The organism is Pseudomonas sp. NPDC089428 (assembly GCF_044749325.1).
GTDB lineage: Bacteria > Pseudomonadota > Gammaproteobacteria > Pseudomonadales > Pseudomonadaceae > Aquipseudomonas.
Genome location: NZ_JBIVHT010000007.1, coordinates 247,566 through 273,470 on the forward strand (window position 1 = coordinate 247,566; position 25,905 = coordinate 273,470).

A 25,905-nucleotide genomic window follows, 5' to 3' on the forward strand; every position below is an offset into this window, starting at 1 on the left:
CATCGCAACTGGTTTCAAATTGAAACTAGGTGATGGATATTTAGCAAATGTGGTTTTAATCTGCAACCAGATGAACAATGCAGGTGCTGCCAATGCTCGATGAAGTGAACGCTCAATGCCCCGTGGCCCGTGCGCTGGAAGTGCTGGGCGACCGTTGGGCGCTGATGATCCTGCGCGATGCCTTCGATGGCCTGCGCCGTTTCAGCGAGTTCCAGAAGAACCTGAGGCTGGCGAAGAACATCTTGGCGTCGCGGCTGAAGCTGCTGGTGGAGAGCGGGTTGCTGGCTTTGCAGCCGGCGTCCGATGGCAGTGCGTACAAGGAATATGTGCTGACCGAAAAGGGGCGCTCGGTATTTCCGATCGTGGTTGGGTTGCGCCAGTGGGGGGAGCGGTTTTTGTTCGAGGCGGGGGAAGCGCGGTCGGAGTTGGTGGACAGCGCCAAGGGGCGGCCAGTCGGGATTCTGCAGGTGCGGGCCGAGGATGGCCGGCTGCTGGCGGCGGAGGATTGCCTGCGCAAGGTTGTGCGGCATACGTGAACCCTTTGGGAGCCGCGCTTGCCAGCGATGGGCCGCAAAGCGGCCCCACGATTTCACGGTTGTTGCATAAACTGCCGGGGCCGCTTCGCGACCCATCGCCGGCACGCCCCAGCTATCTCAAGCCTTGCCGAGCAGCTTGGCCAAACCCTCGACCATCGGAGTCGGCTGCGGGAAATCGAAACGCGCCAGCAAACGCTGGTTGTCCGCTCGGGAATGGCGAATGTCACCCGAGCGCGCCTGCCCGTAGCTGATCACCGGCAAGCTACCCACCACCTTCTCCAGTGCCTTGAGCATCTGGTTCAGCGAAGTCGCCTGGTTAAGGCCGACGTTCACCGCGCCCTCTTCCACCTGCGGTTGCTCCAGTGCCTGCACCATCACCTGCACCAGGTCGCCGACGTAGAGAAAGTCGCGGGTCTGCTCGCCATCACCGAACACAGTGATCGGCAAGCCTTGGGCCGCCCGCTCGCTGAAGATGCTGATCACCCCGGAGTATGGCGATGAAGGGTCCTGCCGCGGGCCGAAGATGTTGAAGAAGCGGAATATCACCGGCTCCAGGCCATGCTGGCGGCGGTAGAAGTCCAGGTACTGCTCGCTGGCCAGCTTGTCTACCGCATAGGGCGTCAGCGGCGCCTTGGGCGTGTCCTCGGCAATCGACTCACCTTCACCGTTGTTGCCGTACACCGCTGCGCTCGATGCAAAGAGCACGCGGCGCACGCCATGCACGCGCATGGCCTCGGCCACGTTGAGGGTACCGATGAAGTTGCTCTGGTGGGTCTTCACCGGGTCTTCGACCGACGCCTGCACCGACGCCACCGCAGCCAGGTGAACCACAGCACGGCAACCGGCGGCTGCACGCTCTACCAGCTTGGCATCGGCGACATCGCCTTCGATCAGCTCGAGGTTTGGGTTGCCCAGTTGCAGGTTGTCGCGCTTGCCGGTGGAAAGGTCGTCGAGAATACGTACCGCATAGCCCTTGGCCAGCAACGCATCGCACAGGTGGGAGCCGATAAAGCCGGCGCCGCCGGTGATCAGGATGGGGGCATCAGCCATGGCGGTAGAATCGATCCAGTAGAGGTGGCAAGCCCGCGCGCCAGGCACGCGGCTTGATACCGAAAGTGTGAAGAATTTTCTTGCAGGCCAGTACCGCGTGCTGCGGCTCCTCGCTGGCATCCGGCCGCGCAGCATGGGCCTGAGGGGTCGGCGCCTGCACGGCCAGCTGACGGTACTGGCCGGCCTCGCTGAGAATCGCCTGGCCCAGCGCCAGCGGCGTGGTCGCCTCGTTGCCGGCGTAATGGTAGGTGCCCCACAGCGGCGCACTGCAATCAAGCTGCTTGAGCACCGACAGGATCACCCGCGCGGCGTCATCGACCGGCGTCGGGTTGCCACGGCGATCGTCGGCCAGCAGCAGCTCCTGGGGTTGCTCGGCACGGGTCAGGAAGCGGCCCAGGGCACCGTCGATGCTCTCGTCCAGCAACCAGCCGAAGCGCAGCAGCACATGCTGCGGGCATGCCGCGCGCACGCTTTGCTCGATACGCCACAGGGCCTGGCCACGCTGGCCCAGCGGTACCGGTTCGTCTTTTTCGCTGTAGGCCGTGGCCCGCGAACCGTCGAACACCCGGTAGCTGGAAGGCTGTACCAGGGTGATCTGGTGGTGCTGGCACAACTCGGCCAATCGCTCCACAGCACGCTCCTGCAGGGCCAGGCGCTGGTCGCTGACCGACTCGGCCTGGAACCAGTCGAAGTAGTAGGCCAGGTTGACCAAGGCATCGGGGCGATGATCATCAAGCAGCTGAGTGAGGCTGGCCGGGGCCCAGCCGTTCTCCGGCGGGCGCGGTGCCAGGAATGCGATGTCCTCCTCGGCCCCGAGACGAATCAGCGCTTGCCCGAGGGCATTGCCACCACCCAACAGCATCAGGCGCATACGCATAGAGTCAGCAGATCCGAACAGGTTGATTGAGGGAAAGGGCCATTTTGCGGTTTCCTGGCCGGGAAGTCCAACACAGGGCCTGGCAACGCCCAAGGACGGTCAGGGCGTCGAATTTCAGACGCTCAGCTCCACGTCGGAGGAAGTTTCCTACACCACCTCAAGAAACAGCTGATTTCCATCTGGCGACCTACCTCCATTGAATAGCCGACTTCCCCACTTGCCAAGTGGAGGGCTCATAAGAACAACTACAAGGAACGTTCAATGCCTCATCAGGAAATCGCCTACCTGGATTTAAACCATGAACAAAACCAAGCCATATCCTGGGCAAGCCTTGCCATGGCTGCATCGGGCGGACCAGAAGCCAAAGGCGTCGCACTCAAGGCTCGTGCATTCGCTCAGGAAATCGAAACAGTCTTGAGCGATGAACAGCGTGCCATGTTGCAGCGCTTCAGCGAAGGGCAACTTTGCGCATTGATATACCGGCAGATGCCATGTGCTGACGATCCGATGCCCGAGCAGCTACCCGATATTTTCACCCTGGCGCACGATCCTCGCTGCCAATACCTCGCGTCGCGCAACCAATTGCTGTTGGAACTGGCACGCCATCGAAACTTTGCCTTCGATATTGACAACGAAGGCAAACAAGTACGTTTGGTCGGCAACTTCAAGGGCGGCGGCCGCGTCCCGCGTTTCGGCGAAGATACCAGCGCAAATGTTGAAACCAGCTCGCACGCAGGCCTGCGTCTGGGGCCTCACACCGAAGCGCCTTACAATTGCTCGACGATCGCCAGCCATGATCACTCCCCCGCCCCTTCAGCGCTGATCCTGACTGCACGCTGGAATCCCGCCAATGAACCCACACATGTATTCCCGCTCAGGGACATCATCAGACGCTTGGACGGACTGGAAGCGCTCGCGCTCACTTCAGCGTCCTTCGACTTCACCCGCAGTGACTGCTTCGCTCACGGGCAAGGCAATGCTGGAGAAGGCATTTCCATGCTGCAGTTCGAGGCCCATGGCGGATTTTCACTCCGTTACAACAGCTACCGCTTTTCGTTGAATGCGCGTGCCTGCAGTGCTGTCGCGGCCGCTTTCGAGCGCTTTCAAAAACTGCTGAGCGTCGCACAGCCACTGAGGTTCGTCCTCCAACCTGACACTGCACTGATGATCAACAACAGCCGAGCCCTGCACGGCCGCGATATCGTCCAGGACAACCGCCGGCTGCTGATTCGCCAGTTCGGATACTCCCGTCACGCAACACCGTTGGTACGGGTTGCCGACCCGCTGCTTGTTCGTGGCTGAGTGAAGGAGGACATCCCATGATCGAACTCGACCTGACACTTGTCATGACACTCGCCCTGGTTGCACTGATGGCTGGGTTTTTCGATGCCATTGCCGGGGGCGGAGGCCTGATTACCCTTCCGGTAATGTTTGTTGCTGGCATTGAGCCCTTGGCGGCAATTGCCACCAATAAATTTCAGGCGGCGTCGGCTACCGTCTCCGCTACATGCGCCTTTGCCCGCAAAGGCATGATTGACTGGAGGCGCAGCAGTCCGATGGCAATCATGTCATTTATTGGCGGGGCCACAGGGGCCTTGTCGGTAAGTTATGTACCTAAGAGCATTCTCCAGGCCTGCATCCCGTTCCTGCTGATAGCGGTAGCCGCCTATTTCGCGTTCAGCCCAAAACCCAATGAACAAGCACGCAAGGCAAAGATATCGACTAGCCTCTTCTGCGTGGCAGTGGCTCCGATCATTGGTTTTTATGACGGAATTTTCGGCCCCGGGGTTGGCTCGTTCTTCATGCTGGCCTGCGTGACGCTGCTCGGTCAGCACCTGATACAAGCGGTGTGCAACAGCAAACTGTTGAACGCGGCCTGCAATCTGGGCGCCTTGTCAGTGTTCACATTCAGCGGAGCGATCATCTGGTCACTGGCGCTGGCAATGGCATTGGCCGCGTTCGCGGGCGCACAGTTGGGCGCACGCTGCGCAGTACACTTTGGCCCACGGCTGATCAAGCCGCTTTTGGTCTGTGTGTGTTGCATCATGGCGTTCAAACTGCTGTTCGATAGCGGCAATCCACTGGGCGAATGGTTACACAACACGTTCTTCTAACGAGCACCATGCACTTGCAAACGGGCACTCAGCAGCGTTCGAAATGGCAGTTCGACGAACCCGCTCCGGGACGGGAGCTGTTCATCGACGAACTGTTTGAAAACTACCGCCAGCAAGCCCGCTTGCTGGTGCCTGATATCGAGCGCGCACCTCCAGTATTCGTACTGGGTGGCGCACGCTCGGACTACACCCGGCTCAACCCTCTGATCTATCGACTGCAAGCCGCCGGGATCGGCTCGCTGACAGGCAACCTGTCCGGGCACAGCCATGCCAGCGAACCAGGGGCAGTGGCACCGTCATTGGCAATCAACCTTGAAGAGGCCCAGCGCTTTCACGCCCATATCGCAAACCGATGCCGCACGCTCATTGGCCATAGCCTGGGCGCCGCCATCGCCCTGAAGCTTGCGGCGCGCTTGCCGCAGGTTGAAAACATCGTGCTGATCTGCCCGGCAGTCTATCCAGATGAAGCTCACCAGGCGCCGTTCGGCCCGGCATTTACGGCGGCCATCAGCAAGCCCTATGGGTTTATGAACAGCGACAGTTACGCCTTCCTCCAACAGTTCCGAGGCAGAGTGCTGATGGTGATCGGTGAGTTCGACGGGCTCAACTCACAACGATTCGGCAAAGCGCCGGGCACCAGCGCGGGCAACCTGCGGCTGGCCGGTAGGGACCGTTACAGCCCGATCCCCGAAGAAGTCACCCAGGCCCTGATGCGAGCCGTTTCAGCGGAGCGCCTGCAATGCCTGTTTCTAACGGACTGCGACCATGGCATCGCCGCTCACCTGCGTACAGCTCCGGCAATTGCTGACCAGGTTGCCAACGCCGTGGAGGCATTCATCCTCGACGGCGCTTGACCCGTCAGGCATCACTCGATTTCAAAGAGCCCGTTGCTCAGCGGCCGCACGCTCAGCCGTTCGCGCACATCGTCATCGATCCGTGGATCGTCCGGCCGGTACAACCTGACCTGGCGATAGGCATTGATGCGGTTGATCTCCTCGCCCAGGAATTCCCACACCACGCGGGTGCAGGCCGGGTTGCGCCGGTCGCCGCTGGACACGCCGGCCTTGAGGCCATTGAGGCGGGTGATGCGGCTCTTGAAGCTGGGGATGAGAATGGTCTGGCTCATCTCGTTGAAGGTAAGCGACTCGTAGTCGATGAGGAACATCCGGTCCTGCAACTGGAACGCTGCGCCCAGGTAGCGGCAGCGCACCTCGGCATGCTGGTCGGTAGCGCTGGAGCGCTCCTGGCGTTCCTGGCGCTCGAACATGAAGCGGCCGCGCTCCTCCCACAGGTGCACCAGCGACACCAGGATGGTGCCCGGCACCGACATGCAGTTGGAATACTCGAAGTAATAACCGCAATAGCGCGACAGGTTGCCAGCGTGGTCGTGCAGCGGGCGGAACAGTTCGCTGATCGGATCGCCGGGCTGGTCGGTGACGGTCGATACGCGCGCGCCGATCAAGCGGGCGAACTGTTCGGCCGGCAGGTTCAGCTCGTAATCCTCGACACCAAAGAAATCACCGATGCGCTTGAGGTTGAAAGGCGTCGGACGGCTCTGGCCGCTCAGGTACTTGTTGAACTGCGCACGGTTGATCGAAAGCTGGCGGCAAACTTCCGAGATAGAGCGGTAGTGGCTGCAAGCCAGTTTGAGGTTGATAGCGAAATGATCGCTCATGACAGGGAACTCAGGTGAAGCGAATGACGCCATTCTAGCATCAAGTCGCACCAAATCAGAGCAACCCGCGAAATTGTAACGACTCTTGTCATGGCCAACCATGCGCCCCAACGAATAGCGGTGCGCCTGCCGTCCGCTCTTCATTCCATGCGAAGAATAAGAATCGAGGTCATTTTCCAATGCTCGAAGCACTCAACGATTTCCTTTCCGGGAAACTCCTCATCGTGCTGATCGTCGGTCTCGGCGGTTACTTCACCATCCGTTCGCGGTTCGTTCAGTTCCGCCACTTCGGCCACATGTTCGCCGTCTTCAAGGAATCGCTGCGTGGCCAGGCAGGCCAGCTGAGCTCCTTCCAGGCCCTGATGCTGAGCCTCGCCGGCCGTGTTGGTGCCGGTAACATCGCCGGTGTCGGTATCGCCGTGACCCTGGGTGGCCCAGGCGCGGTGTTCTGGATGTGGGTCACTGCTCTGGTCGGCATGGCCAGCAGCTTCTTCGAATGCACCCTGGCCCAGGTCTACAAACGCGCCGACGGCGACGGCCTGTACCGTGGCGGCCCGGCCTACTACATCCAGCACGGCCTGAAGCGTAAAAGCATGGCCATCGTGTTCTCGATCCTGCTGCTGGTCACCTACGGCTTCGCCTTCATCGGCCTGCAGTCGTACACCGTGACCCACTCGCTGCAGAACGCCTTTGCCTTCGACCCGCGCCACACCGGCATCGTCCTGGCCGTGCTGCTGGCCATCACCTTCATCGGTGGCATCAAGCGCATCGCTGCAGTGTCGGACCTGCTGGTACCGATCAAGACCCTGGCCTACATCGGCGTGACCCTGTACGTGATCGGCACCCAGATCGAACACGTGCCCGCCATGCTGGAAACCATCTTCAAGAGCGCCTTCGGCCTCGACCCGGCATTCGGCGGCCTGCTCGGCAGCGCCATCGTCATGGGCGTGAAGCGTGGCGTATTCGCCAACGAAGCGGGCCTGGGCAGCGCACCGAACGTGGCTGCCGTGGCTGCGGTGAAGCACCCGGGCGCCCAGGGCGTGGTCCAGGCCTTCAGCGTGTTCCTCGACACCTTCGTGATCTGCACCTGCACCGCGCTGCTGATCCTGCTGTCGGGCTTCTACACCCCAGGCTTCGAAGGTGACGGCATCGTCCTGACCCAGAACTCGCTGGCCGCCGTTGTCGGTGACTGGGGCCGCCTGTTCGTCAGCGTGGCACTGTCGCTGTTCGTGTTCACCTGCATCCTCTACAACTACTACCTGGGCGAGAACAGCCTGCAGTTCCTCAGCCGCAACCGCATCGTGCTGCTGGGCTTCCGTGCTCTGGTACTGGCGCTGGTGGTGTGGGGTTCGATGCAGGACCTGTCGACCGTGTTCGCCTTCGCCGACATCACCATGACCTGCCTGGCCTTCGTCAACCTGGTGGCCCTGGCCCTGCTGTTCAAGGTCGGCCTGCGGGTGATGCGCGACTACGACGACCAGCGCAAGGCAGGCATCCAGCAGCCGGTGTTCGACTCGTCGAAGTTTGCCGACCTGGACCTGGACCGCAACGCCTGGCCTGCCAATCCGCAGGTGGAAACAGCCACTGACAAAGCAGTCGGCCAAGTTCAGCCGCAGCGCTGATATCCTGCCCTGCCCAGCCGCCCCGTCCGTGGGCGGCTGCTCTACCTCCGCTCACCGCTACGGATGCTTTCCATGCGTGCAGTCAAGAATCTCCTCGTCCTCTACACCGGTGGCACCATCGGCATGCTCGAAACCGCCGAAGGCCTGGCGCCGGCCGGTGGTTTCGATGCTCGGATGCGCGCACACCTCGCCCAACTGACCGATGCACCCCAGGTGCAGTGGACGCTGCAGGAAATGAACCCGCTGCTCGATAGCGCCAACATGCAGCAGCACAATTGGCTGGCGATGCGCGATGCCATCGTCGCGGCGGTGGACGCCGGTCATGACGGCGTGCTGGTGCTGCATGGCACCGACAGCCTGGCCTACAGCGCTGCGGCGCTGTCATTCCTGTTGCTGGGCCTGGCAGTGCCGGTGCTGCTGACCGGCTCGATGCTGCCGGCCGGTGCGCCGGGCAGCGATGCCTGGGACAACCTGTGCGGGGCCCTGCGCCAGGTCGAGCAAGGCCTGGAAGATGGCGTGCAGCTGTACTTCCATGGCCAGCTGCTGCATGGCTGCCGGACGTCGAAGCTGCGCAGCGAGGCTTTCGACGCCTTCGCCGCGTTGCCGCGCCATCGTGAAGGCGAGCGCGCCGCCGAATTGCCTGCTGCCCTGGGCTATCGCCAGCAGCGCCAGCCGGTCAACCTGGCGGTGATGCCGGTGTTCCCGGGCCTGCAAGCCAGCCACCTGAAGGCACTGCTCGACAGCGGTGTGCAAGGGCTGCTGCTGGAGTGCTATGGCAGTGGTACCGGGCCGTCCGATGACCAGGCATTGCTGGAAGTACTGCGTGCAGCGCGCCAGCGCGGTGTGCTGCTGGCTGCCATCAGCCAGTGCCCGGAAGGGTCGGTGGTGTTCGATACCTATGCGGCAGGTAACCGCTTGCGCGGCGCCGGATTGGTGAGTGGTGGCGGCATGACCCGCGAGGCGGCGCTGGGCAAGATGTTTGCGCTGTTGGGCGCAGGGCTGGATGTAAATGAAGCAGAGCATTGGTTTGCTCTGGACCTGTGCGGAGAACGAGCCTGACTATCGCCTGTCAGGGCCTCTTCGCGGCGGTTCGGCGCCCCGATGAACCCGCTCCCACAAAGGCCCTGCAGGGCAGTAAAAGTGGCGGAAGGCAGCGGGAGTCGAACCTGCCCGGGAACGGCTGCCGTCCCCAACCGGGTTTGAAGCCCGGCCGCGCCACCGGGCGCGATTGCCTTCCTTGAACTCAGTGCCTGGCCTGTTGCTGCGCCAGGGCGCTGTCGGCGCGGATGTAACGCTGGTCGGCCACCCTCCGGGTCAGGCCAAGGCGGTCGAAATACTCCAGAATCTGCACACTGCGCTTGCGACCGATGCCCAACATATCGCGAAATGCGGCAACCTGCACTATCGGCGTCTCGTTGGCCTGCCCCAGCAGCAGCTCTGCCATGCGCCGTAGCGTCACTTCAGGGTAGAACAGGTCGCGCACCACTTGATGCACCAGGCCCAACCGGGCGAGCTTGCGCAGCAGCAAGCGCACCTCCGCCTCCGCGCAGTTTTCTTCTGCGGCCAAGGTCCTGACCCAGGGCGGATCATATTGCCCTGCCAGCAACTTCGGCTGTAGCCGCGCCCACAGCGCGCTGTCGGCGGCGCTCAACTGCACCTTGTGATCAGGCAAATGCAGCCACGGCCCACTGCTGGCTACCAACTGGTCATTGAGCAGCTCATCGAGCAGGCTGACAAATGCCGGGCGTTCCAGCGGCAAGGCGGCGAAGCGGCGCAAGCGGTCGCGGTCCGGGCCGAGCTGGTCAGTCTCCTGTTCGTGGAACCGCGCCAGCTGCTCCAGCACCTGATCCCGCAGTGCCTGCCACTGGCTTCTGGCAAACAGCAGCGGCCCCTGGCGCGTGGCCACCACCAGCACATCATTGGGCACTAACCAGGTTTCACGCTGGCGATTGAACTGGCGCTCCAGGCGCTGCGGGTCGAGCCCCCCAAGCGCACTGGCGAGCAACGCGGGCAGTGCCTCCTCCAGGCCATCTGCATCGCGCAGCACCTGCAACTGGCGCAGGCGTTCGGCACTGCGGCGCTGGCGACTCGGCGCGAACGGGTCGAGCACCTTGCCACCGCCGAGAGTACGCTGGGCACGCTGGTCTCGCAGCACCAGACGGTCACCGTGAACCGCCTGCAACGGCGCGTTGAGCAGCAACTGGGCAAACATGCGCTGGCCGGCAGCCAGGGTTTCGCCCTCGAGCAAGGCCACCCGGGCGGTCACATCCTGGGTACCAAGGTGCACGTGAACGGCGCTGAAATGTTCGAAAACGCGGGTTTCACCGGGTAGCAGGCAGAGTTCGATATCCACCCGCACGCTGGGTGCATGCAGCCATTCGGGCACCAGCCAGTCGCCGCGGTGCACCTGCTCAACCGTCAGGCGTTCGGCGGCGATGTTCAGCGCCACCCGCTGGCCGGCCTCGGCCACCAGGGCCACCTGGTTCTGTGCGTGCAGGCCACGCACCCGCACCGGCTTGCCGGCCTTGCCCAGCAACAACGTATCACCCGCACTGACGCGCCCGGCCAGCGCCGTGCCAGTCACGACCACCCCGGCGCCGGTCACGGCGAAGGCGCGATCGACCGCCAGACGAAAGCCACCGCGCACGCTGCGCTGGCGTACCCGCACCTCGGCTTCCAGCAAGGCCCGGCGCAACACGTCGATACCTTGCCCGGTGATACTCGACACGGGGAATTGCCGTGCCTTGGCATAGGGCCCCTCAGCCAGCAACGCTTTGACCTGCGCTTGCACCTCTGCCAGACGCGCCGGCTCGACCCGATCGCATTTGCTGATCGCCACCAGCGCCTGGGGTATACCCAACAACTCGATGATCGCCAGGTGCTCGCGGGTCTGCGGCATCACCCCGTCATCGGCGGCCACCACCAGCAGCACCAGGTCGATGCCATGGGCGCCAGCCAGCATGTTGTGGATAAACCGCTCATGGCCCGGTACATCGATGAACCCGGTCAACGCCGCCCCTTCGGCCAGTGCCGCATAGCGGTAGCCGAGGTCGATGGTCATGCCGCGGGCCCGCTCTTCCTGGCGCTGGTCACCGGCCTGGCCGGTGAGGGCCTGAAGCAGCGCGGTCTTGCCGTGGTCGATGTGGCCGGCGGTGCCGACGATCACCGCACTGGCCCCAGTTGCAAGGCCGGCAGCTGCGCCAGCCACTGGGGCTCATCGTCGAGCTGGCGCAGATCAAGCCACAAGGCATCGTCATCGATGCGCCCGAGCACCGGCACCGGCAAGTCGCGCAGGGCACGCTCCAGCACATGCAGGCTGCGCCCGCGCAGCTTCTTCGACACCTGTGGGCGCAAGCACAACGCTGCACTCGGCAGGCGCGCCACCGGTTGGCTGCCACTGCCGATCATGCCCAGCGCCGGCTCGACACTGACCAGCCATTGCTCACCCAGGTGCGCCTTGAGTGCGGGGGCCAGGCGCTCGGCCTGGGCCTGGATCTCAGACTGGCTGCGGGTGAGCAGGCGCAAGCTCGGCAGGCGCTCGGCCAGGCGGTCGGGGTTTCGGTACAGCGCCAGCACCGCCTCGAGTGCAGCGAGGGTGATCTTGTCGACGCGCAATGCGCGCTTGAGTGGGTTTTTCTTGATCCTGGCGATCAGTTCCTTGCGACCGACGATGATCCCCGCCTGGGGGCCACCCAACAGCTTGTCGCCGCTGAAGGTGACAATATCGGCGCCATCGACCAATGCCTGGCGCACCGTCGGTTCGGCGGGCAGGCCCCAGCGGGTGAGGTCGAGCAGGCTGCCGCTGCCGAGGTCTTCGAGCAGCGGCAGTTCATGCTGGTGGGCGATACGCGCCAGCTCGGCAGTCGGTACCTGATGGGTGAAGCCCTGAATGCTGTAGTTGCTGCAATGCACGCGCATCAGCAGGCCGGTGCGCGGGCCGATGGCGGCTTCATAGTCACGGGCGTGGGTACGGTTGGTGGTGCCGATCTCATGCAACTTCACCCCGGCGCGGGCCATGATGTCGGGGATGCGAAAGGCGCCGCCGATCTCGATCAGTTCGCCGCGGCTGATGATGCCCTCCTTGCGCGCGCCCAGGCTGTTGAGCGCCAGCAGCACGGCAGCCGCGTTGTTGTTGACCACGGTGACGGCTTCGGCGCCGGTCAGCTCACGGATCAGGCCTTCGATCAGGTCGTCACGGTCGCCGCGCTTGCCGGTGCCCAGGTCGAATTCCAGGTTGAGTGGGTAGCGGGCGGCAGTCTGCATGGCTTCGACGGCTTCCTCGGGCAGCAGTGCGCGGCCCAGATTGGTGTGCAACACGGTGCCGGTGAGATTGAAGACCCTGCGGACCTGGCTGCGTTGCTGGACGACCAGGCGTTCGCCGGTGCGGCCGAGAAGGATTTCCGGGGCCAGCTCGGCGCTGCCGAGCTCGCCGCTGAGGGCCGGGACGCGCAGGTCGTCGAGCAATTGCCTGAGGGTGGCCAGGACGGCGTCGCGGCCGTGGCGGTCGATCAGCGGAAGGCATGCCGGGTGGCGCAGAAGCGTGTCGATGGAAGGCAGGCGTGGGGTGTCGCTGGCTAGGCTGGAGGACATGCAGTACTACCTTGGACTGATCCGTTGTCGGTGATGGCCCTTTCGCGGGCAAGTCGGGGCGCCGAACCGCCGCTCCCACAGGTACAGCGCCAGGCTTCATGTTGGCGCGATACCTGTGGGAGCGGCGGTTCGGCGCCCCGACTTGCCCGCGAAAAGGGCGACTCGCTATTGCAGTGTAGACACTCCCCTACTATCCAGGTGCGAGCATCAGGTTGGGTGCCAGTCGCTGGAAACCCTCCTCATCCAGGCGAATATCCAGCGCCAGGCTGGCCAGGTCGTCGGCCAGCGGCTCGGCCGCCGCATCGTTTTCCAGATAGTTCTGCTTCAGGTAGCTCTGGCACCCTGGGCAGCATTCAGCCCGGAGCGGCGCCTTGCCCGGCGCATACCGATCATCGTCGAGGCTGGTATAACGCAAATCCTTGCTCGATTCGCAATACACGCACTTGACCCGCACCACATGCCACTCACAGGCACACAGCGAACAGGCCAGGTAACGCAACCCGTTGTGCTTGCCACGGTTACGTACCACACCGGCCATCGCTGGCGAACCACAAGCCGGGCACTGTGCCAGGCTGCCGGCGGGCTTGAGCTCGGGGGCAGGCAGCGCCAGCAACCAGCTCGACCAGGCAGCCTGCAAGGCGGCGCCAATGAACGGCACCAGCGCCGCCGGCAGCGCATCGTACTGCCCGCCGAGCAAGGCGATACCCCAGCCCTTGCGCTGACTACCGTCACTGTCGCGCAGGGCTTGCAGCGCCTCGCCCAGCGGGCCACTGGCCTCGCTGTCGAAGTGTATGAGCAAGGTCTCCAACCACACCAGCCACTGGCCTTCGCGCACCAGGCTATCGGCTGCCAGCGGTGGCAGACCATGACTTATACACAGGCGCTGACGCTCCTCGGCCACAGGCAACTCGCTGGGAGGCTTATCCACAAGCTGCTGCTGGACGCGGCACAGTTTTGCGATCAGCCGCAGGTAATCAGCCAGTGCGCTGCACTCGGCCAGGTGCTCAAGGCGCGCGGCGCGCAGTGCAAACAGGTTGGCAGGTGGCAGATGCAGAAACGGCGGCATCACTGCCGACGCTTCGATCTGCCCAGGTTCGAGTATCGTGCTCAAGCGCTCATCCTTCTTTGCGTCCATGATTGCCTGGGGGCTTGTCACCGGTCACTTCGCGGTACCACAGCTCATGGTGCTTGCGTGCCCAGGCGCGGCTGACCCAGCCATGCAGCATGGCGCCGATCGAGCCCTTGATCCAGATACCGGCGTAGATGTGCACGATGATGCTGAGGATCAGCACGAACGCCGCCAGGGCATGGGCCAGCGCCGACAGGCGAATGACCTCGATGCCGAACAGGTGGCTGAAATACGCACGCCAGATCACCACGCCGCTGAGCAGCAGCACCAGCATGCACGCCAACAGGGTCCAGAACAGCAGCTTCTGCCCGGCGTTGTACTTGCCGATCGGCGGTACGCCCTCCTCCTTGTTGAGCATCACCCGGTCCACGCGGCGCAGCCACAGGCGGTCGTTGGCGGTGATGAAGTTGGCGCGCCAGAAACGGAACACCAAGCCGAGGAAGAACACGAACATCGCCACCCCCAGGAACGGGTGCAGGATGCGCGTCCATGGCCCGCCACCGAACAGATGGCTGAGCCAGAACAGTGCCGGGTGGAACAGCGCCAGCCCGGAGAGCCCCGCCGTCATGAACAGGATCGCGACGATCCAGTGGTTGGTCCGCTCGTTGGCGTTGTAGCGCAGGATGGGTTTGTTGTCGTTCATGGCCGCTGCTCCCCTTGCCCACCGGGCTTGGTCGGATCATAGACATGCACCGACGGGTCCACCTGATGCACGCTGTCGTCCGGCGGTGTGGGGTGCTCGTCCTCTTCCACCCGCTGTGGCCCCACCCGCACGTAGTGGAAGAACCCGGCCAGCACCGCCGCGCCCATGGCCAACAGCGCCAGCGGTTTGGTGAAGCCTTTCCACAGCCCCACCAGCGGGCTGATCACCGGCTGGTCAGGCAGGCCGGCGTACAGCTTGGGCGTGTCGGCATGGTGCAGGACATACATCACGTGGGTGCCGCCGACGCCGTCCGGGTCGTACAGCCCGGCCTTGTCGTAACCACGCGATTTGAGGTCGACGATGCGCTCGGCGGCATGCACTTTCATCTCATCCTTGCTGCCGAACACGATCGCCCCGGTCGGGCAGGTTTTCACGCAGGCTGGCTCCAGGCCCACGCTCACGCGATCGGAACACAGGGTGCACTTGTACGCCTTGTGGTCCTTCTGCGAGATGCGCGGAATGTTGAACGGGCAGCCGGTGATGCAGTAGCCGCAACCGATGCAGTGGTCCTGGTTGAAGTCGACGATACCGTTGGCGTGCTTGATGATCGCCCCCGGGCTCGGGCAGGCCTTCAGGCAACCTGGATCGGCGCAGTGCATGCAACCGTCCTTGCGGATCAGCCACTCCAGGTTGCCGTCGTCGCGCTCGTGCTCGGTGAAGCGCATGAGGGTCCAGGTCTCGGCGGTGAGGTCCTGGGGGTTATCGTAGGTGCCGTGGTTGTGGCCGACCTCGTCACGCAGCTCGTTCCACTCGGAACAGGCCACCTGGCAGGCCTTGCAGCCGATGCACTTGGTGGTGTCGATCAGCTTGGCAACCTCCTCCAGCTGGCGTACCGAGGGCGGAACGGTGGTGGTGGCCGAGCGGGCGATGATATCTTGGCTGGCCATCAGAGTTTCTCCACTTTGACGAGGAACGACTTGGACTCCGGCGTCTGGGTATTACCGTCACCGAGGAACGGCACCAGGGTGTTGGTCAGGTAGCCATGCCGCGTGGTCCCGGTGAAGCCCCAGTGCAGCGGGATGCCGATCTGGTGGACGGTCTGGTTGTTGACCTGCAGCGGGCGAATCCGCTTGGTCACCACGGCCACCGCATCGATGTGCCCGCGCTTGCTCGACACCCGCACCCGGTCACCGGCCTTGATGCCTTTCTCGTTGGCCAGCACCTCGCCGATCTCGACGAACTGCTCGGGCTGGGCGATGGCGTTGAGGCGGCAGTGCTTGCTCCAGAAGTGGAAGTGCTCGGTCAGCCGATAGGTGGTCGCTGCATAGGGGAACTCGTCGTGCTTGCCGAGGGTGTCCCACACCGAATCGAAGATCCGCCCGGCCGGGTTGCTGGTGGCCTTCTTGTTCTGCGGGTGCAGCGGGTTGATGCCAATCGGCGTCTCGAACGGCTCGTAGTGCTCGGGGAACGGGCCTTCGGCCATCTTGTCGATGGCGAAGAAGCGCGCCACGCCTTCGGGGTTCATGATGAACGGGTTCATCCCTGCCTCGGGCGGCGAGTCGACCTTGAAGTCGGGCACGTCGGTGCCGGTCCAGGCCTTGCCGTTCCACCACACCAGGCGCTTCTTCTCCGGGTCCCACGGTTTGCCTTGCGGGTCGCTGGAAGCACGGTTGTAGAGAATGCGGCGGTTGGCCGGCCAGGCCCACGCCCAATTCTGCACCTGGTGCATGCCGTACGGGTCGCTGTTGTCACGGCGGGCCATCTGGTTGCCCTGCTCGGTCCAGCAGCCGGCGAAGATCCAGCAGCCGGACGCGGTACTGCCGTCGTCCTTCAGCTGACCGAAGCCCGACAGTTGCTGGCCGGCCTTGAGCGTGGCACCGGTGGCGTCGGTGAGGTCGGTGACTGCCCAGCCGTTCATCTCCTTGGCCAGCTCCTCAGGCGATGGCTCTTCAGGGATCTTGTACGGCCAGTGGATGTTCATCATGGCGTCGGGATAGGCGCCGCCCTCGGCCTGGTAGCGCTTGCGCAGGCGAATGAACAACTCGCTCATGATCTGCACGTCGGTGCGGGTCTCGCCCGGGCCGTCAGCGCCCTTCCAGTGCCACTGCAGCCAGCGGCTACTGTTGACCAGCGAACCGTCCTCCTCGGCGAAACAGGTGGTGGGCAGGCGGATCACCTCGGTCTGGATATTGGCCGTGTCGACGTCGTTGAACGGCCCGGCATTGCGCCAGAACTCCGAGGTTTCGGTGGCCAGCGGGTCCATGATCACCAGCCACTTGAGCTTGCCGAGGGCCGCCGTGACGCGGTTCTTGTCCGGCAGCGCGGCGATCGGGTTGAAGCCCTGGCACATGTAGCCATTGACCTTGCCCTGGCCCATCATCTCGAACATGCGCAGCACGTCGTAGGCCGGCACGTCGAGCTTGGGCAGCCAGTCATAGCCCCAGTTGTTTTCCGCTGTTGCGTTTGGCCCGTACCAGGCCTTCATGAGGCTGACGTGGAACTTGCCGTAGTTCTGCCAGTATGACAGTTGCCCTGGACGCAGCGGCTTCGACGCACGCTTGTCGATGTAGGCCGCGTAGTCCTGCTCGGCGTCGCCGGCCAGGGTCAGGTAGCCCGGCAGCGAGTTGGACAGCAGGCCGAGGTCGGTCAGGCCCTGGATGTTGGAGTGCCCGCGCAAGGCGTTGACCCCGCCGCCCGGCATACCGACGTTGCCCAGCAGCAGCTGGACCATGGCCGCACTGCGGATGATCTGCGCGCCGATGGAATGCTGCGTCCAGCCGAGTGCATAGAGGATCGTCATGGTCTTGCCCGGTACCGAGCAGGTGGCGATCTCTTCCCAGACCTTCATCATGGCGTCCTGCGGCATGCCGCAGGTCATGCTCGCCAGTTCCGGCGTATAGCGGCTGTAGTGCTGCTTCATCAACTGGAACACGCAGCGCGGGTGCTGCAGGGTCGGGTCGACCTTGGCGAAGCCGTCCTCGCCCAGCTCGTAACCCCAGCCGGACTTATCCGCATACACGCGCTTGGCCTCGTCGTAGCCGCTGAACAGCCCGTCCTCGAAGCCATAGTTCTCTTTGACGATGAACGACACGTCGGTGTAGTTGCGCACGTACTCGTGCTGGATCTTGTCGTTGCTCAGCAGGTAATTGATCAGCCCGCCCATGAAGGCGATGTCGGTACCGGTACGGATCGGCGCGTAGAAGTCCGCCACCGAAGCGGTACGGGTAAACCGCGGGTCGACCACGATCAGCCGCGCCTGGTTGTGCGCCTTGGCTTCGGTCACCCATTTGAAGCCGCAGGGGTGCGCTTCTGCTGCGTTGCCACCCATCACCAGGACCAGATTCGCGTTGGCGATATCGGACCAGTGGTTGGTCATGGCGCCACGGCCGTACGTCGGGGCAAGACTTGCCACCGTCGGGCCATGTCAGACACGTGCCTGGTTGTCGAACCCCAGCATGCCTGTTGCGCGGACGACCTTGTGGGTCAGGTAGCCGGCCTCGCTGGAGGCGGCGGAGGCAGCGAGGAAACCGGTGGTAAGCCAGCGGTTGACGGTTTGCCCCTGGGCGTTCTTCTCGATGAAGTTGGCGTCGCGGTCCTTTTTCATCAAGTCGGCGACGCGGTCCAGTGCTTCATCCCAGCTGACCCGCACCCACTCATTGCTGCCCGGCTTGCGCATCTCTGGGTACTTGAGACGGCTGGGGCTGTGGATAAAGTCGAGCAGGCCGGCACCTTTCGGGCACAGGGTGCCGCGGTTGACCGGGTGATCGGCGTCGCCTTCGATGTGGATGATGTTCTGTTTGACGTTTTTGCCCGCATCACCCTGGCTATACATGATCAGGCCGCAGCCGACCGAGCAGTAGGGGCAGGTGTTGCGGGTTTCTTTGGTGTGCGCCAGCTTGAAGTGACGCACCTGCTCGGCGAAGGCCGGCGTCGGGGCCATGCCCAACGCCGCCAGGCTCGAACCTCCAAGGCCGACGGCGGCGACCTTGAAGAACTGCCGACGGTTGAGATCCATCGTGCACTCCTGATCAGGTGGTGGACGCACGGAACATGGCCGGCGCCTCTTGGTAGTCACAGTGGCGGCTGATTGATGGCCGCCAATGGATAAGACTAGTCAAAAAACGAGAAGGTGCGATGACATGGGTCAGGGGTGTAGGGATTGATGGTGTCAGGGGGAGATGGTGATGCCAGCTCCATGCCTCGCGTTCCATGGCGCCTGTCAGACCGTGCGCCGCCCGCGCGGCGCATCGCGGATAAATCCGCTCCTACATCTGTTTCAGGCCAGTCCCTCCTGAGAGGTCGCCGCTGTCCGCCTTGTTTGTCCCATTCGTAATCGAAGGTATTGCTGCAGCCGCTCCACCTATATCCCGGCATGCGCCAAGGGGGCGCGCACCAAAGCCCCAGGAATAACTGGCCCAAAACAGATGTAGGAGCGGATTTATCCGCGATGCGCCGCGCGGGCGGCGCTCGATCTCAAAGGCGCTGAACATGTTGTGGCGAGCACCTGGTGGCCCTTACCCATCCTGCAACTTCCCTGCTTCCTTTTCAGCAGGCATAAAAAAACCCGGAGCGGTTGCTCCGGGTTTCTGGTCTGGCGAGACGCCTAACCGCTCAATCAGAACGGAATATCGTCATCAAAGCTGTCAAAGTCAGCCGCCGGCTGCGGCGCAGGCTGCTGCGGCGCCGGGCGCTGTTGCTGCTGCGGGCGCTGGGCCTGCTGGCGTGGCGGAGCCTGGTTGTACTGTTGCTGCTGGCCGCCACCGTAGTTGCCGCCACCCTGGTTGTACTGGTCGCCGCCGCCTTGCTGGCCCTGCGGGCGGCCGCCGAGCAGCTGCATGGTGCCGTTGATGTCGACGATGATCTCGGTGGTGTAACGCTTGATGCCGTCCTTTTCCCACTCGCGGGTCTGCAGCTTGCCTTCGATGTAGCACTGCGAACCCTTGCGCAGGTACTCGCCGGCGATTTCGGCAACCTTGCCGAACAGCGACACACGGTGCCACTCGGTACGCTCGACCTTCTGGCCCGACTGCTTGTCGGTCCACTGCTCGCTGGTGGCCAGGCTCAGGTTGGTCACGGCGTTACCGTTGGGCAGGTAGCGGACTTCGGGATCCTGGCCACAGGTGCCGACCAGAATGACTTTGTTAACCCCACGGGCCATAACGTTCTCCTAGGCTTCGCACGCCGAAGAGGCTGGATTCACCAGTCGCTCGAGGGTCGCACGGTCCAAAATTTTCGTATCCAGTTTGATATAGATGGCGGCTTCGTCTGCCACCACCACAGCGTCGGTCACACCCGGCACGGCCATCAGGCGCTCGGTCAAGCCGGCTTCCCGAACTGCCTCTGGCGTCAGCGGCATGCGCAGGCTGGTCACATAGGGTGGCTCGTTCATGCGCAAGGCGACGACCAACCAGATGGCACACAAGATTGCGCAGCCGAGGAACACCAAGTTCAGCCCGCCGTGCTGGAACAGCCAGCCACCCAGGATTCCTCCCAGGGCGGCGCCGAGGAACTGGCTGGTGGAGTACACCCCCATCGCCGTCCCCTTGCCACCGGCAGGCGACACCTTGCTCACCAGCGAAGGCAACGAGGCCTCCAGCAGGTTGAATGCGGTAAAGAATACCACGGTGCCAATCACCAGTCCGCGCAAACCGTCAGCCCACTGCCAGAAGAACACTTCCGTCAGCAGCAGGACACTGACCGCACCAGCCAGGACACGTTTCATCTTGCGCTTTTTTTCGCCGTAGATGATGAACGGGACCATTGCAAAAAATGAGATGAACAACGCGGTCAGGTATACCCACCAGTGCTGCTCTTTCGGCAGGCCGCCGCGCTCGACGAAGGCCAGCGGCAGTGCGACGAAGCTGGCCATGAGGATGGCGTGGAGGATGAAGATCCCCACGTCCAGGCGCAGAAGGTCCGGATGGCGCAGGGTCGGGCCGATGGCCTGGCGCGCCACACCGGATTCGCGGTGCTGCAGGATGCTGTGGGTGTTGGGCACGACAAAGGCGATCAGCAGGATACCGACCAGGGCAAGTCCCGCAGTGGCCAGGAACAATCCTGACAAACCAAAGGCACTTGTCAGCAATGGGCCTACGACCATGGCAACGGCGAACGATAAACCGATGCTCATGCCGATCATGGCCATGGCCTTGGTCCGGTGTTGCTCGCGGGTCAGGTCGGACAGCAGTGCCATGACCGCCGCGGAAATCGCCCCGGCGCCCTGCAGGATTCGCCCGGCGATCACGCCCCAGATGGAGTCGGCCTGGGCCGCCAGTAGGCTGCCCAGGGCAAAGACCACCAGCCCCAGATAAATCACCGGGCGGCGGCCAATGCGATCGGAAATCATCCCGAACGGGATCTGCAATACTGCCTGGGTCAGGCCATAGGCGCCAATGGCAAGGCCAATCAGCGCGGGCGTGGCGCCGGCCAGGTCCATGCCGTAGGTGGCCAGCACCGGCAAGACCATGAACATGCCCAGCATACGAAAGGCAAAGACCAGGGCCAGGCCGCCAGCAGCGCGGGTTTCGCCGCTGCTCATGCGCTCGTTGTGGGTGTCGTGCATGGATAAACCTCGTGTGAACCGGCGGCGATTCTATCAGTCCGACAGCTTGACGGCATCTACGCGACGCTTTGCCGCGTACTGGCAGCGCGCCGTATACTTCCTTGTTTATGCCCGCCGAGCGAGGCCGCAGTGGACAAGATCCTGATTCGTGGGGCGCGTACCCACAACCTGAAGAACATCGACCTGACCCTGCCGCGGGACAAGCTGATCGTGATCACCGGCCTGTCCGGATCCGGCAAGTCGTCCCTGGCGTTCGACACCCTCTATGCCGAAGGCCAGCGCCGTTACGTGGAGTCGCTGTCGGCCTATGCCCGGCAGTTTCTGTCGATGATGGAGAAGCCCGACGTCGACACCATCGAAGGCCTGTCGCCGGCCATTTCCATCGAACAGAAGTCAACCTCGCACAACCCGCGCTCCACGGTCGGTACCATCACCGAGATCTACGACTACCTGCGCCTGCTGTATGCCCGCGTCGGAACGCCGCGCTGCCCGGACCACGACATTCCGCTGGAAGCGCAAACGATCAGCCAGATGGTCGACCTGGTGCTGGAGCGCCCGGAAGGCAGCAAGCTGATGCTGCTGGCGCCGGTGGTGCGCGAGCGCAAGGGCGAGCACCTGGCGGTGTTCGACGAGCTGCGCGCTCAGGGCTTCGTCCGTGCACGGGTCAACGGCAAGCTCTATGAGCTCGACGAACTGCCCAAGCTGGACAAGCAGAAGAAACACAGCATCGACGTGGTGGTGGACCGTTTCAAGGTCCGTGCCGACCTCCAGCAGCGCCTGGCCGAGTCATTCGAGACCGCACTGAAGCTGGCCGACGGCATCGCCCTGGTGGCGCCCATGGACGAAGAACCCGGCGAAGAGATGATCTTCTCCGCACGCTTCGCCTGCCCGGTGTGCGGCCATGCGATCAGCGAGCTTGAGCCGAAGCTGTTCTCCTTCAACAACCCGGCTGGTGCCTGCCCGACCTGCGACGGCCTGGGAGTGAAGCAGTTCTTCGACACCAAGCGCCTGGTGAACAGCGAGCTGACCTTGGCCGAAGGCGCGATTCGCGGCTGGGACCGGCGCAATGTGTACTACTTCCAGATGCTCGGCTCGCTGGCCGCGCATTACGGCTTCAGCCTGGAGGAGCCGTTCGGCGAACTGTCGGCCGAACACCAGAAAGTCATCCTCCAGGGCAGCGGCAAGCAGAGCGTCGACTTCAAGTACCTCAACGACCGCGGCGACATCGTCAAGCGCTCGCACCCGTTCGAAGGCATCGTGCCGAACCTGGAGCGCCGCTACCGCGAGACCGAGTCGGCCACCGTGCGTGAAGAGCTGGCCAAGTTCCTCGGTACCCAGCCCTGCCCGGATTGCCGCGGCACCCGCCTGCGCCGCGAGGCGCGCCATGTGTGGGTTGGAGAGAAGACCCTGCCGGCGGTGACCAACCTGCCGATCGGCGAAGCCAGCCACTACTTCGGCGAACTGACCCTGACCGGCCGCCGTGGCGAGATCGCGGCGAAGATCCTCAAGGAAATCTGCGAGCGCCTGCAGTTCCTGGTCAACGTGGGCCTCGACTACCTGACCCTGGACCGCAGCGCCGATACGCTGTCGGGTGGCGAAGCCCAGCGTATTCGCTTGGCCAGCCAGATCGGCGCCGGCCTGGTCGGGGTGATGTATATCCTCGATGAACCGTCCATCGGTCTTCATCAACGCGACAACGACCGCCTGCTGGCCACCCTCAACCACCTGCGCGACCTGGGCAACACCGTGATCGTGGTGGAACACGACGAGGACGCCATTCGCCTCGCCGACTACGTGGTCGACATCGGCCCGGGTGCCGGGGTGCACGGTGGCCAGATCGTCGCCGAGGGTACGCCGCAGGAGGTCATGGACCACCCTGACTCATTGACCGGCAAGTACCTGTCCGGGCGCAAGAAGATCGTCGTGCCGGCCCAACGCACCCCGCGCAACAAGAAGCTACAGCTCAAGCTCAAGGGCGCGCGTGGCAACAACCTGCAGAACGTCGACCTGGAAGTGCCGATCGGCCTGCTGACCTGTGTGACCGGCGTGTCCGGCTCGGGCAAGTCGACGCTGATCAACAATACCCTGTTCCCCCTCGCCGCCACCGCCCTCAATGGTGCGACCAGCCTGGAAGCCGCGCCGCACAGCAGCATGGACGGCCTGCAGCACCTGGACAAGGTGGTGGACATCGACCAGAGCCCGATCGGCCGTACACCGCGCTCGAACCCGGCGACCTACACCGGCATCTTCACGCCGATCCGCGAGCTGTTCTCCGGCGTGCCGGAATCTCGTTCGCGCGGCTACGGCCCGGGGCGTTTTTCGTTCAACGTCAAGGGTGGCCGTTGCGAGGCCTGCCAAGGCGACGGCTTGATCAAGGTGGAGATGCACTTCCTGCCGGATATCTACGTGCCCTGCGACGTGTGCAAGAGCAAGCGCTACAACCGCGAAACCCTGGAGATCAAGTACAAGGGCAAGAACATCCACGAGGTGCTGGAAATGACCATCGAGGATGCCCGCGAGTTCTTCGATGCGGTGCCGGCGCTGGCGCGCAAGCTGCAGACGTTGATGGACGTGGGCCTGTCGTACATCAAGCTGGGGCAGTCGGCGACCACCTTGTCCGGTGGCGAGGCGCAACGGGTGAAGCTGTCGCGTGAGTTGTCCAAGCGTGATACCGGCAAGACCTTGTACATTCTCGATGAGCCAACCACCGGCCTGCACTTTGCCGACATCCAGCAGTTGCTGGATGTACTGCATCGCCTGCGCGACCACGGCAACACCGTCGTGGTGATTGAACACAACCTGGATGTGATCAAGACTGCAGACTGGCTGGTGGACCTGGGCCCGGAGGGTGGTTCCAAGGGTGGGCAGATCATCGCCTGCGGTACCCCGGAAGAACTCAGCAAGATGAAACAGTCGTATACCGGGCACTACCTTAAGCCACTGCTGGAGCGTGACCGGGCCTGAGAACCGTCGATGGCATGAAAAAGCCCCTGGTACCGTTGGTGCCAGGGGCTTTTTTGTGAAACTGTGGATAACTTACATCTGCGATTGCAGATAGTTCTCCAGGCCAATGGCCTTGATCAGGCCCTGCTGCTTTTCCAGCCAGTAGGTGTGATCTTCTTCGGTATCGGCCAGCTGCGCGCGCAGGATGTCGCGGCTGATGTAGTCCTTGTGCAGCTCGCACAGCTCGATGCCTTTGCACAGTGCACCACGCACCTTGTACTCGAGCTTCAAGTCGGCTTCGATCATTTCCGGCACGGTGCTGCCGACTTCCAGGTCGTCCGCACGCATGTCGGGAGTGCCTTCGAGCATGAGGATACGGCGCATCAGGGCATCGGCGTGCTGCGTCTCTTCTTCCATCTCGTGGTTGATACGCTCGTAGAGCTTGGACAAGCCCCAGTCTTCGTACATGCGCGAGTGAATGAAGTACTGGTCGCGTGCGGCCAGTTCGCCCTTCAGCAACGTGACGAGGTAGTTGATTACGTCCGGGTGACCTTGCATCGCCCTGCTTCTCCCTGTGAAAACGGCTAATGCACATAGTGTGAACCAGCTTTTGCGCGCGGTCACTGGGAAACGCGCAATTAGAAGCAAAAAATCGGTTAAACAGTAGTGATATTCATTGAAAAACCGCCCAAATGAGGGCGGTTCTCCTTATCACTTCGACTTAGGCGAGATTCACGCCCAACGCTTTGGCGATGCCTTCGCCATAGGCCGGGTCGGCCTTGAAGAAGTACTGCAACTGGCGCTGAATCACGTCCTGGCTGACACCGGCCATGGTGCCGGTGATGTTGCTGATCAACAGTGCCTTCTGTTCGTCGCTCATCAGGCGGAACAGCGCACCGGCGTGGCTGTAATAGTCATTGTCCTCGCGGTGATCATGGCGATCTGCGGCGCCGTTCAGGGCCAGTGCAGGTTCCGCGTGGCGTGGCGACTGCTTCGGCGCATCGCTGTAGCTGTTGGGCTCATAGTTCGGCGCGCTGCCGTAGCTGCCCATGGCCATTGAACCGTCACGCTGGTAGCTGCTCACCGGACTGCGCGGGGCGTTCACCGGCAGTTGCTGGTGATTGGTACCCACACGGTAGCGGTGCGCATCGGCGTAAGCGAATACGCGGCCCTGCAGCATGCGGTCAGGCGACAGGCCGACACCCGGGACCATGTTGCTCGGGCCGAACGTCGCCTGTTCCACTTCGGCGAAGTAGTTGAGCGGGTTCCGGTTGAGTTCCAGTACGCCGACTTCGATCAGCGGGTAGTCTTTCTGCGACCAGGTCTTGGTCACGTCGAACGGGTTCTCGTCGCGGCTGGCCGCCTCGGCCTCACTCATCGCCTGGATGCACACGGTCCAGCGCGGGAAATCACCACGCTCGATGGCCTCGAACAGGTCACGCTGGGCGTAATCCGGGTCGGTACCGGCCAGCCGTGCTGCATCGGCCGGGGCGAGGTTCTTGATGCCTTGTTGGGTCTTGAAGTGCCATTTGACCCAGGTGCGCTGGCCTTGGGCATTGATCAGGCTGTAGGTGTGGCTACCGAAGCCGTGCATGTGCCGGTAACCGTCCGGGATACCACGGTCGGAGAACAGGATGGTGACCTGGTGCAGGGCTTCGGGCGAGTGCGACCAGAAGTCCCACATCATCTGGGCGTTCTTCAGGTTGGTTTGCGGGTGGCGCTTCTGGGTATGGATAAAATCCGGGAACTTGAGCGGGTCGCGGATGAAGAACACCGGCGTATTGTTGCCAACGATGTCCCAGTTGCCTTCCTCGGTGTAGAACTTCACCGCAAAGCCACGTGGATCGCGTTCTGTATCCGCTGAGCCGCGCTCGCCGCCGACTGTCGAAAATCGTAAGAACGTCTCGGTCTGCTTGCCGATCTGCTCGAAGAGCTTGGCGCTGGTATATGAGGTGATGTCGTGGGTAACGGTGAATGTGCCGTAGGCACCCGAACCCTTGGCGTGAACCCGGCGCTCAGGGATGTTCTCGCGATTGAAGTGGGCGAGCTTCTCGATCAGGTGGAAGTCATCGAGCAGCAGCGGGCCGCGTGGGCCGGCGGAGCGGGAATTCTGGTTGTCGGCTACAGGTGCACCGCTGGCGGTGGTGAGAATCTTGCTCATGGG

At 63.2% G+C, this 25,905-nt stretch carries 20 protein-coding genes and 1 tRNA gene; 7 read left to right on the forward strand and 14 right to left on the reverse strand.

Translation table 11 applies throughout. The annotated features are described in order from the left end of the window. Window positions 1–92 precede the first annotated feature (92 nt). Window positions 93–536, forward strand: a complete 444-nt coding sequence (locus ACIPZ5_RS15945) for a winged helix-turn-helix transcriptional regulator (RefSeq protein ID WP_400809599.1) — start codon at window positions 93–95, stop codon at window positions 534–536. Window positions 537–653: 117 nt separating this feature from the next. Here ACIPZ5_RS15945 and ACIPZ5_RS15950 read toward each other — a convergent pair whose 3' ends face one another. Beyond that, window positions 654–1,586, reverse strand: coding sequence for an NAD-dependent epimerase/dehydratase family protein (locus ACIPZ5_RS15950; RefSeq protein WP_343598774.1), 933 nt, complete (start codon window positions 1,584–1,586; stop codon window positions 654–656). Continuing rightward, window positions 1,579–2,463: an NAD(P)-dependent oxidoreductase gene (locus tag ACIPZ5_RS15955; RefSeq protein ID WP_261941757.1), complete on the reverse strand. Its 885-nt coding sequence runs from the start codon at window positions 2,461–2,463 to the stop codon at window positions 1,579–1,581. Before ACIPZ5_RS15955 ends, ACIPZ5_RS15950 begins: the two co-directional genes overlap by 8 nt. 261 nt (window positions 2,464–2,724) lie before the next feature. Between ACIPZ5_RS15955 and ACIPZ5_RS15960 the strand changes: the two genes are divergently transcribed. The 3 genes from ACIPZ5_RS15960 to ACIPZ5_RS15970 are packed head-to-tail and all read left to right on the forward strand — an operon-like array spanning window position 2,725 to window position 5,431. After that, window positions 2,725–3,765 (forward strand): hypothetical protein, encoded by a 1,041-nt coding sequence (locus ACIPZ5_RS15960; protein WP_400809602.1) that lies wholly within the window; start codon window positions 2,725–2,727, stop codon window positions 3,763–3,765. A gap of 17 nt (window positions 3,766–3,782) precedes the next feature. Further along, the gene (locus tag ACIPZ5_RS15965) at window positions 3,783–4,577 is read left to right on the forward strand and encodes a TSUP family transporter (protein ID WP_343598770.1); all 795 of its coding nucleotides are present in this window, start codon (window positions 3,783–3,785) and stop codon (window positions 4,575–4,577) included. A gap of 8 nt (window positions 4,578–4,585) precedes the next feature. After that, a complete protein-coding gene (locus ACIPZ5_RS15970; RefSeq protein WP_343598768.1) occupies window positions 4,586–5,431 on the forward strand; it encodes an alpha/beta hydrolase in 846 nt (281 codons plus the stop codon). Window positions 5,432–5,442: 11 nt separating this feature from the next. On the opposite strand, the gene ACIPZ5_RS15975 is transcribed toward ACIPZ5_RS15970, so the two are convergent. After that, entirely contained in the window at window positions 5,443–6,252 is an 810-nt protein-coding gene (locus ACIPZ5_RS15975) for a helix-turn-helix transcriptional regulator (protein ID WP_343598767.1), read from the reverse strand. A gap of 179 nt (window positions 6,253–6,431) precedes the next feature. On the opposite strand from ACIPZ5_RS15975, the gene ACIPZ5_RS15980 reads away from it, so the two are divergent. Both ACIPZ5_RS15980 and ACIPZ5_RS15985 read left to right on the forward strand, forming a co-directional pair. Further along, entirely contained in the window at window positions 6,432–7,874 is a 1,443-nt protein-coding gene (locus ACIPZ5_RS15980; RefSeq protein ID WP_261941762.1) for a sodium:alanine symporter family protein, read from the forward strand. Window positions 7,875–7,946: 72 nt separating this feature from the next. Further along, window positions 7,947–8,933 carry an asparaginase gene (locus tag ACIPZ5_RS15985; RefSeq protein WP_400809607.1) on the forward strand — a complete coding sequence of 329 codons (987 nt, stop codon included), beginning with the start codon at window positions 7,947–7,949 and terminating at the stop codon, window positions 8,931–8,933. 82 nt (window positions 8,934–9,015) lie between these two features. Here ACIPZ5_RS15985 and ACIPZ5_RS15990 read toward each other — a convergent pair. The 9 genes from ACIPZ5_RS15990 to ACIPZ5_RS16030 form a co-directional block, all read right to left on the reverse strand. Next, window positions 9,016–9,111: transfer RNA gene (locus ACIPZ5_RS15990), tRNA-Sec, on the reverse strand. Window positions 9,112–9,117: 6 nt separating this feature from the next. Continuing rightward, window positions 9,118–11,040: a selenocysteine-specific translation elongation factor gene (gene selB / locus ACIPZ5_RS15995; RefSeq protein WP_400809642.1), complete on the reverse strand. Its 1,923-nt coding sequence runs from the start codon at window positions 11,038–11,040 to the stop codon at window positions 9,118–9,120. Beyond that, on the reverse strand, window positions 11,037–12,464 hold the full coding sequence (selA, locus tag ACIPZ5_RS16000) for an L-seryl-tRNA(Sec) selenium transferase (RefSeq protein WP_400809609.1): 1,428 nt from the start codon (window positions 12,462–12,464) through the stop codon (window positions 11,037–11,039). Before selA ends, selB begins: the two co-directional genes overlap by 4 nt. Window positions 12,465–12,654: 190 nt before the next feature. Next, window positions 12,655–13,575 carry a formate dehydrogenase accessory protein FdhE gene (gene fdhE, locus ACIPZ5_RS16005; protein WP_400809611.1) on the reverse strand — a complete coding sequence of 307 codons (921 nt, stop codon included), beginning with the start codon at window positions 13,573–13,575 and terminating at the stop codon, window positions 12,655–12,657. Between the two features lie 4 nt (window positions 13,576–13,579). Continuing rightward, a complete protein-coding gene (locus ACIPZ5_RS16010) occupies window positions 13,580–14,236 on the reverse strand; it encodes a formate dehydrogenase subunit gamma (protein ID WP_400809614.1) in 657 nt (218 codons plus the stop codon). After that, window positions 14,233–15,183, reverse strand: coding sequence for a formate dehydrogenase subunit beta (fdxH, locus tag ACIPZ5_RS16015; RefSeq protein ID WP_261941766.1), 951 nt, complete (start codon window positions 15,181–15,183; stop codon window positions 14,233–14,235). Before fdxH ends, ACIPZ5_RS16010 begins: the two co-directional genes overlap by 4 nt. Further along, entirely contained in the window at window positions 15,183–18,251 is a 3,069-nt protein-coding gene (gene fdnG, locus ACIPZ5_RS16020) for a formate dehydrogenase-N subunit alpha (RefSeq protein WP_261941767.1), read from the reverse strand. Before fdnG ends, fdxH begins: the two co-directional genes overlap by 1 nt. Before the next feature lie 600 nt (window positions 18,252–18,851). After that, window positions 18,852–19,394, reverse strand: a complete 543-nt coding sequence (locus tag ACIPZ5_RS16025; RefSeq protein ID WP_027917840.1) for a single-stranded DNA-binding protein — start codon at window positions 19,392–19,394, stop codon at window positions 18,852–18,854. 9 nt (window positions 19,395–19,403) lie between these two features. Beyond that, on the reverse strand, window positions 19,404–20,798 hold the full coding sequence (locus tag ACIPZ5_RS16030) for an MFS transporter (RefSeq protein ID WP_343598755.1): 1,395 nt from the start codon (window positions 20,796–20,798) through the stop codon (window positions 19,404–19,406). 129 nt (window positions 20,799–20,927) lie between these two features. Here ACIPZ5_RS16030 and uvrA point away from each other — a divergent pair, with 129 nt between their 5' ends. Next, window positions 20,928–23,762, forward strand: a complete 2,835-nt coding sequence (gene uvrA, locus ACIPZ5_RS16035; protein WP_261941769.1) for an excinuclease ABC subunit UvrA — start codon at window positions 20,928–20,930, stop codon at window positions 23,760–23,762. A gap of 72 nt (window positions 23,763–23,834) precedes the next feature. Here uvrA and bfr read toward each other — a convergent pair whose 3' ends face one another. After that, window positions 23,835–24,299, reverse strand: coding sequence for a bacterioferritin (bfr, locus tag ACIPZ5_RS16040; RefSeq protein WP_003257116.1), 465 nt, complete (start codon window positions 24,297–24,299; stop codon window positions 23,835–23,837). 163 nt (window positions 24,300–24,462) lie between these two features. After that, window positions 24,463–25,902: a catalase gene (locus ACIPZ5_RS16045; RefSeq protein ID WP_343598751.1), complete on the reverse strand. Its 1,440-nt coding sequence runs from the start codon at window positions 25,900–25,902 to the stop codon at window positions 24,463–24,465. Window positions 25,903–25,905 lie beyond the last annotated feature (3 nt).

Coding starts and splice junctions, on each gene's coding strand:
- ACIPZ5_RS15965 (WP_343598770.1), top strand. CDS start 3,783: ATGATCGAACTCGACCTGACACTTGTCATGACACTCGCCCTGGTTGCA.
- ACIPZ5_RS16030 (WP_343598755.1), bottom strand. CDS start 20,798: ATGCACGACACCCACAACGAGCGCATGAGCAGCGGCGAAACCCGCGCT.
- ACIPZ5_RS16025 (WP_027917840.1), bottom strand. CDS start 19,394: ATGGCCCGTGGGGTTAACAAAGTCATTCTGGTCGGCACCTGTGGCCAG.
- ACIPZ5_RS15945 (WP_400809599.1), top strand. CDS start 93: ATGCTCGATGAAGTGAACGCTCAATGCCCCGTGGCCCGTGCGCTGGAA.
- ACIPZ5_RS15985 (WP_400809607.1), top strand. CDS start 7,947: ATGCGTGCAGTCAAGAATCTCCTCGTCCTCTACACCGGTGGCACCATC.
- ACIPZ5_RS15950 (WP_343598774.1), bottom strand. CDS start 1,586: ATGGCTGATGCCCCCATCCTGATCACCGGCGGCGCCGGCTTTATCGGC.
- ACIPZ5_RS15970 (WP_343598768.1), top strand. CDS start 4,586: ATGCACTTGCAAACGGGCACTCAGCAGCGTTCGAAATGGCAGTTCGAC.
- ACIPZ5_RS16045 (WP_343598751.1), bottom strand. CDS start 25,902: ATGAGCAAGATTCTCACCACCGCCAGCGGTGCACCTGTAGCCGACAAC.
- selA (WP_400809609.1), bottom strand. CDS start 12,464: ATGTCCTCCAGCCTAGCCAGCGACACCCCACGCCTGCCTTCCATCGAC.
- fdxH (WP_261941766.1), bottom strand. CDS start 15,183: ATGGCCAGCCAAGATATCATCGCCCGCTCGGCCACCACCACCGTTCCG.
- ACIPZ5_RS15975 (WP_343598767.1), bottom strand. CDS start 6,252: ATGAGCGATCATTTCGCTATCAACCTCAAACTGGCTTGCAGCCACTAC.
- bfr (WP_003257116.1), bottom strand. CDS start 24,299: ATGCAAGGTCACCCGGACGTAATCAACTACCTCGTCACGTTGCTGAAG.
- ACIPZ5_RS15955 (WP_261941757.1), bottom strand. CDS start 2,463: ATGCGTATGCGCCTGATGCTGTTGGGTGGTGGCAATGCCCTCGGGCAA.
- ACIPZ5_RS15980 (WP_261941762.1), top strand. CDS start 6,432: ATGCTCGAAGCACTCAACGATTTCCTTTCCGGGAAACTCCTCATCGTG.
- ACIPZ5_RS16010 (WP_400809614.1), bottom strand. CDS start 14,236: ATGAACGACAACAAACCCATCCTGCGCTACAACGCCAACGAGCGGACC.
- ACIPZ5_RS15960 (WP_400809602.1), top strand. CDS start 2,725: ATGCCTCATCAGGAAATCGCCTACCTGGATTTAAACCATGAACAAAAC.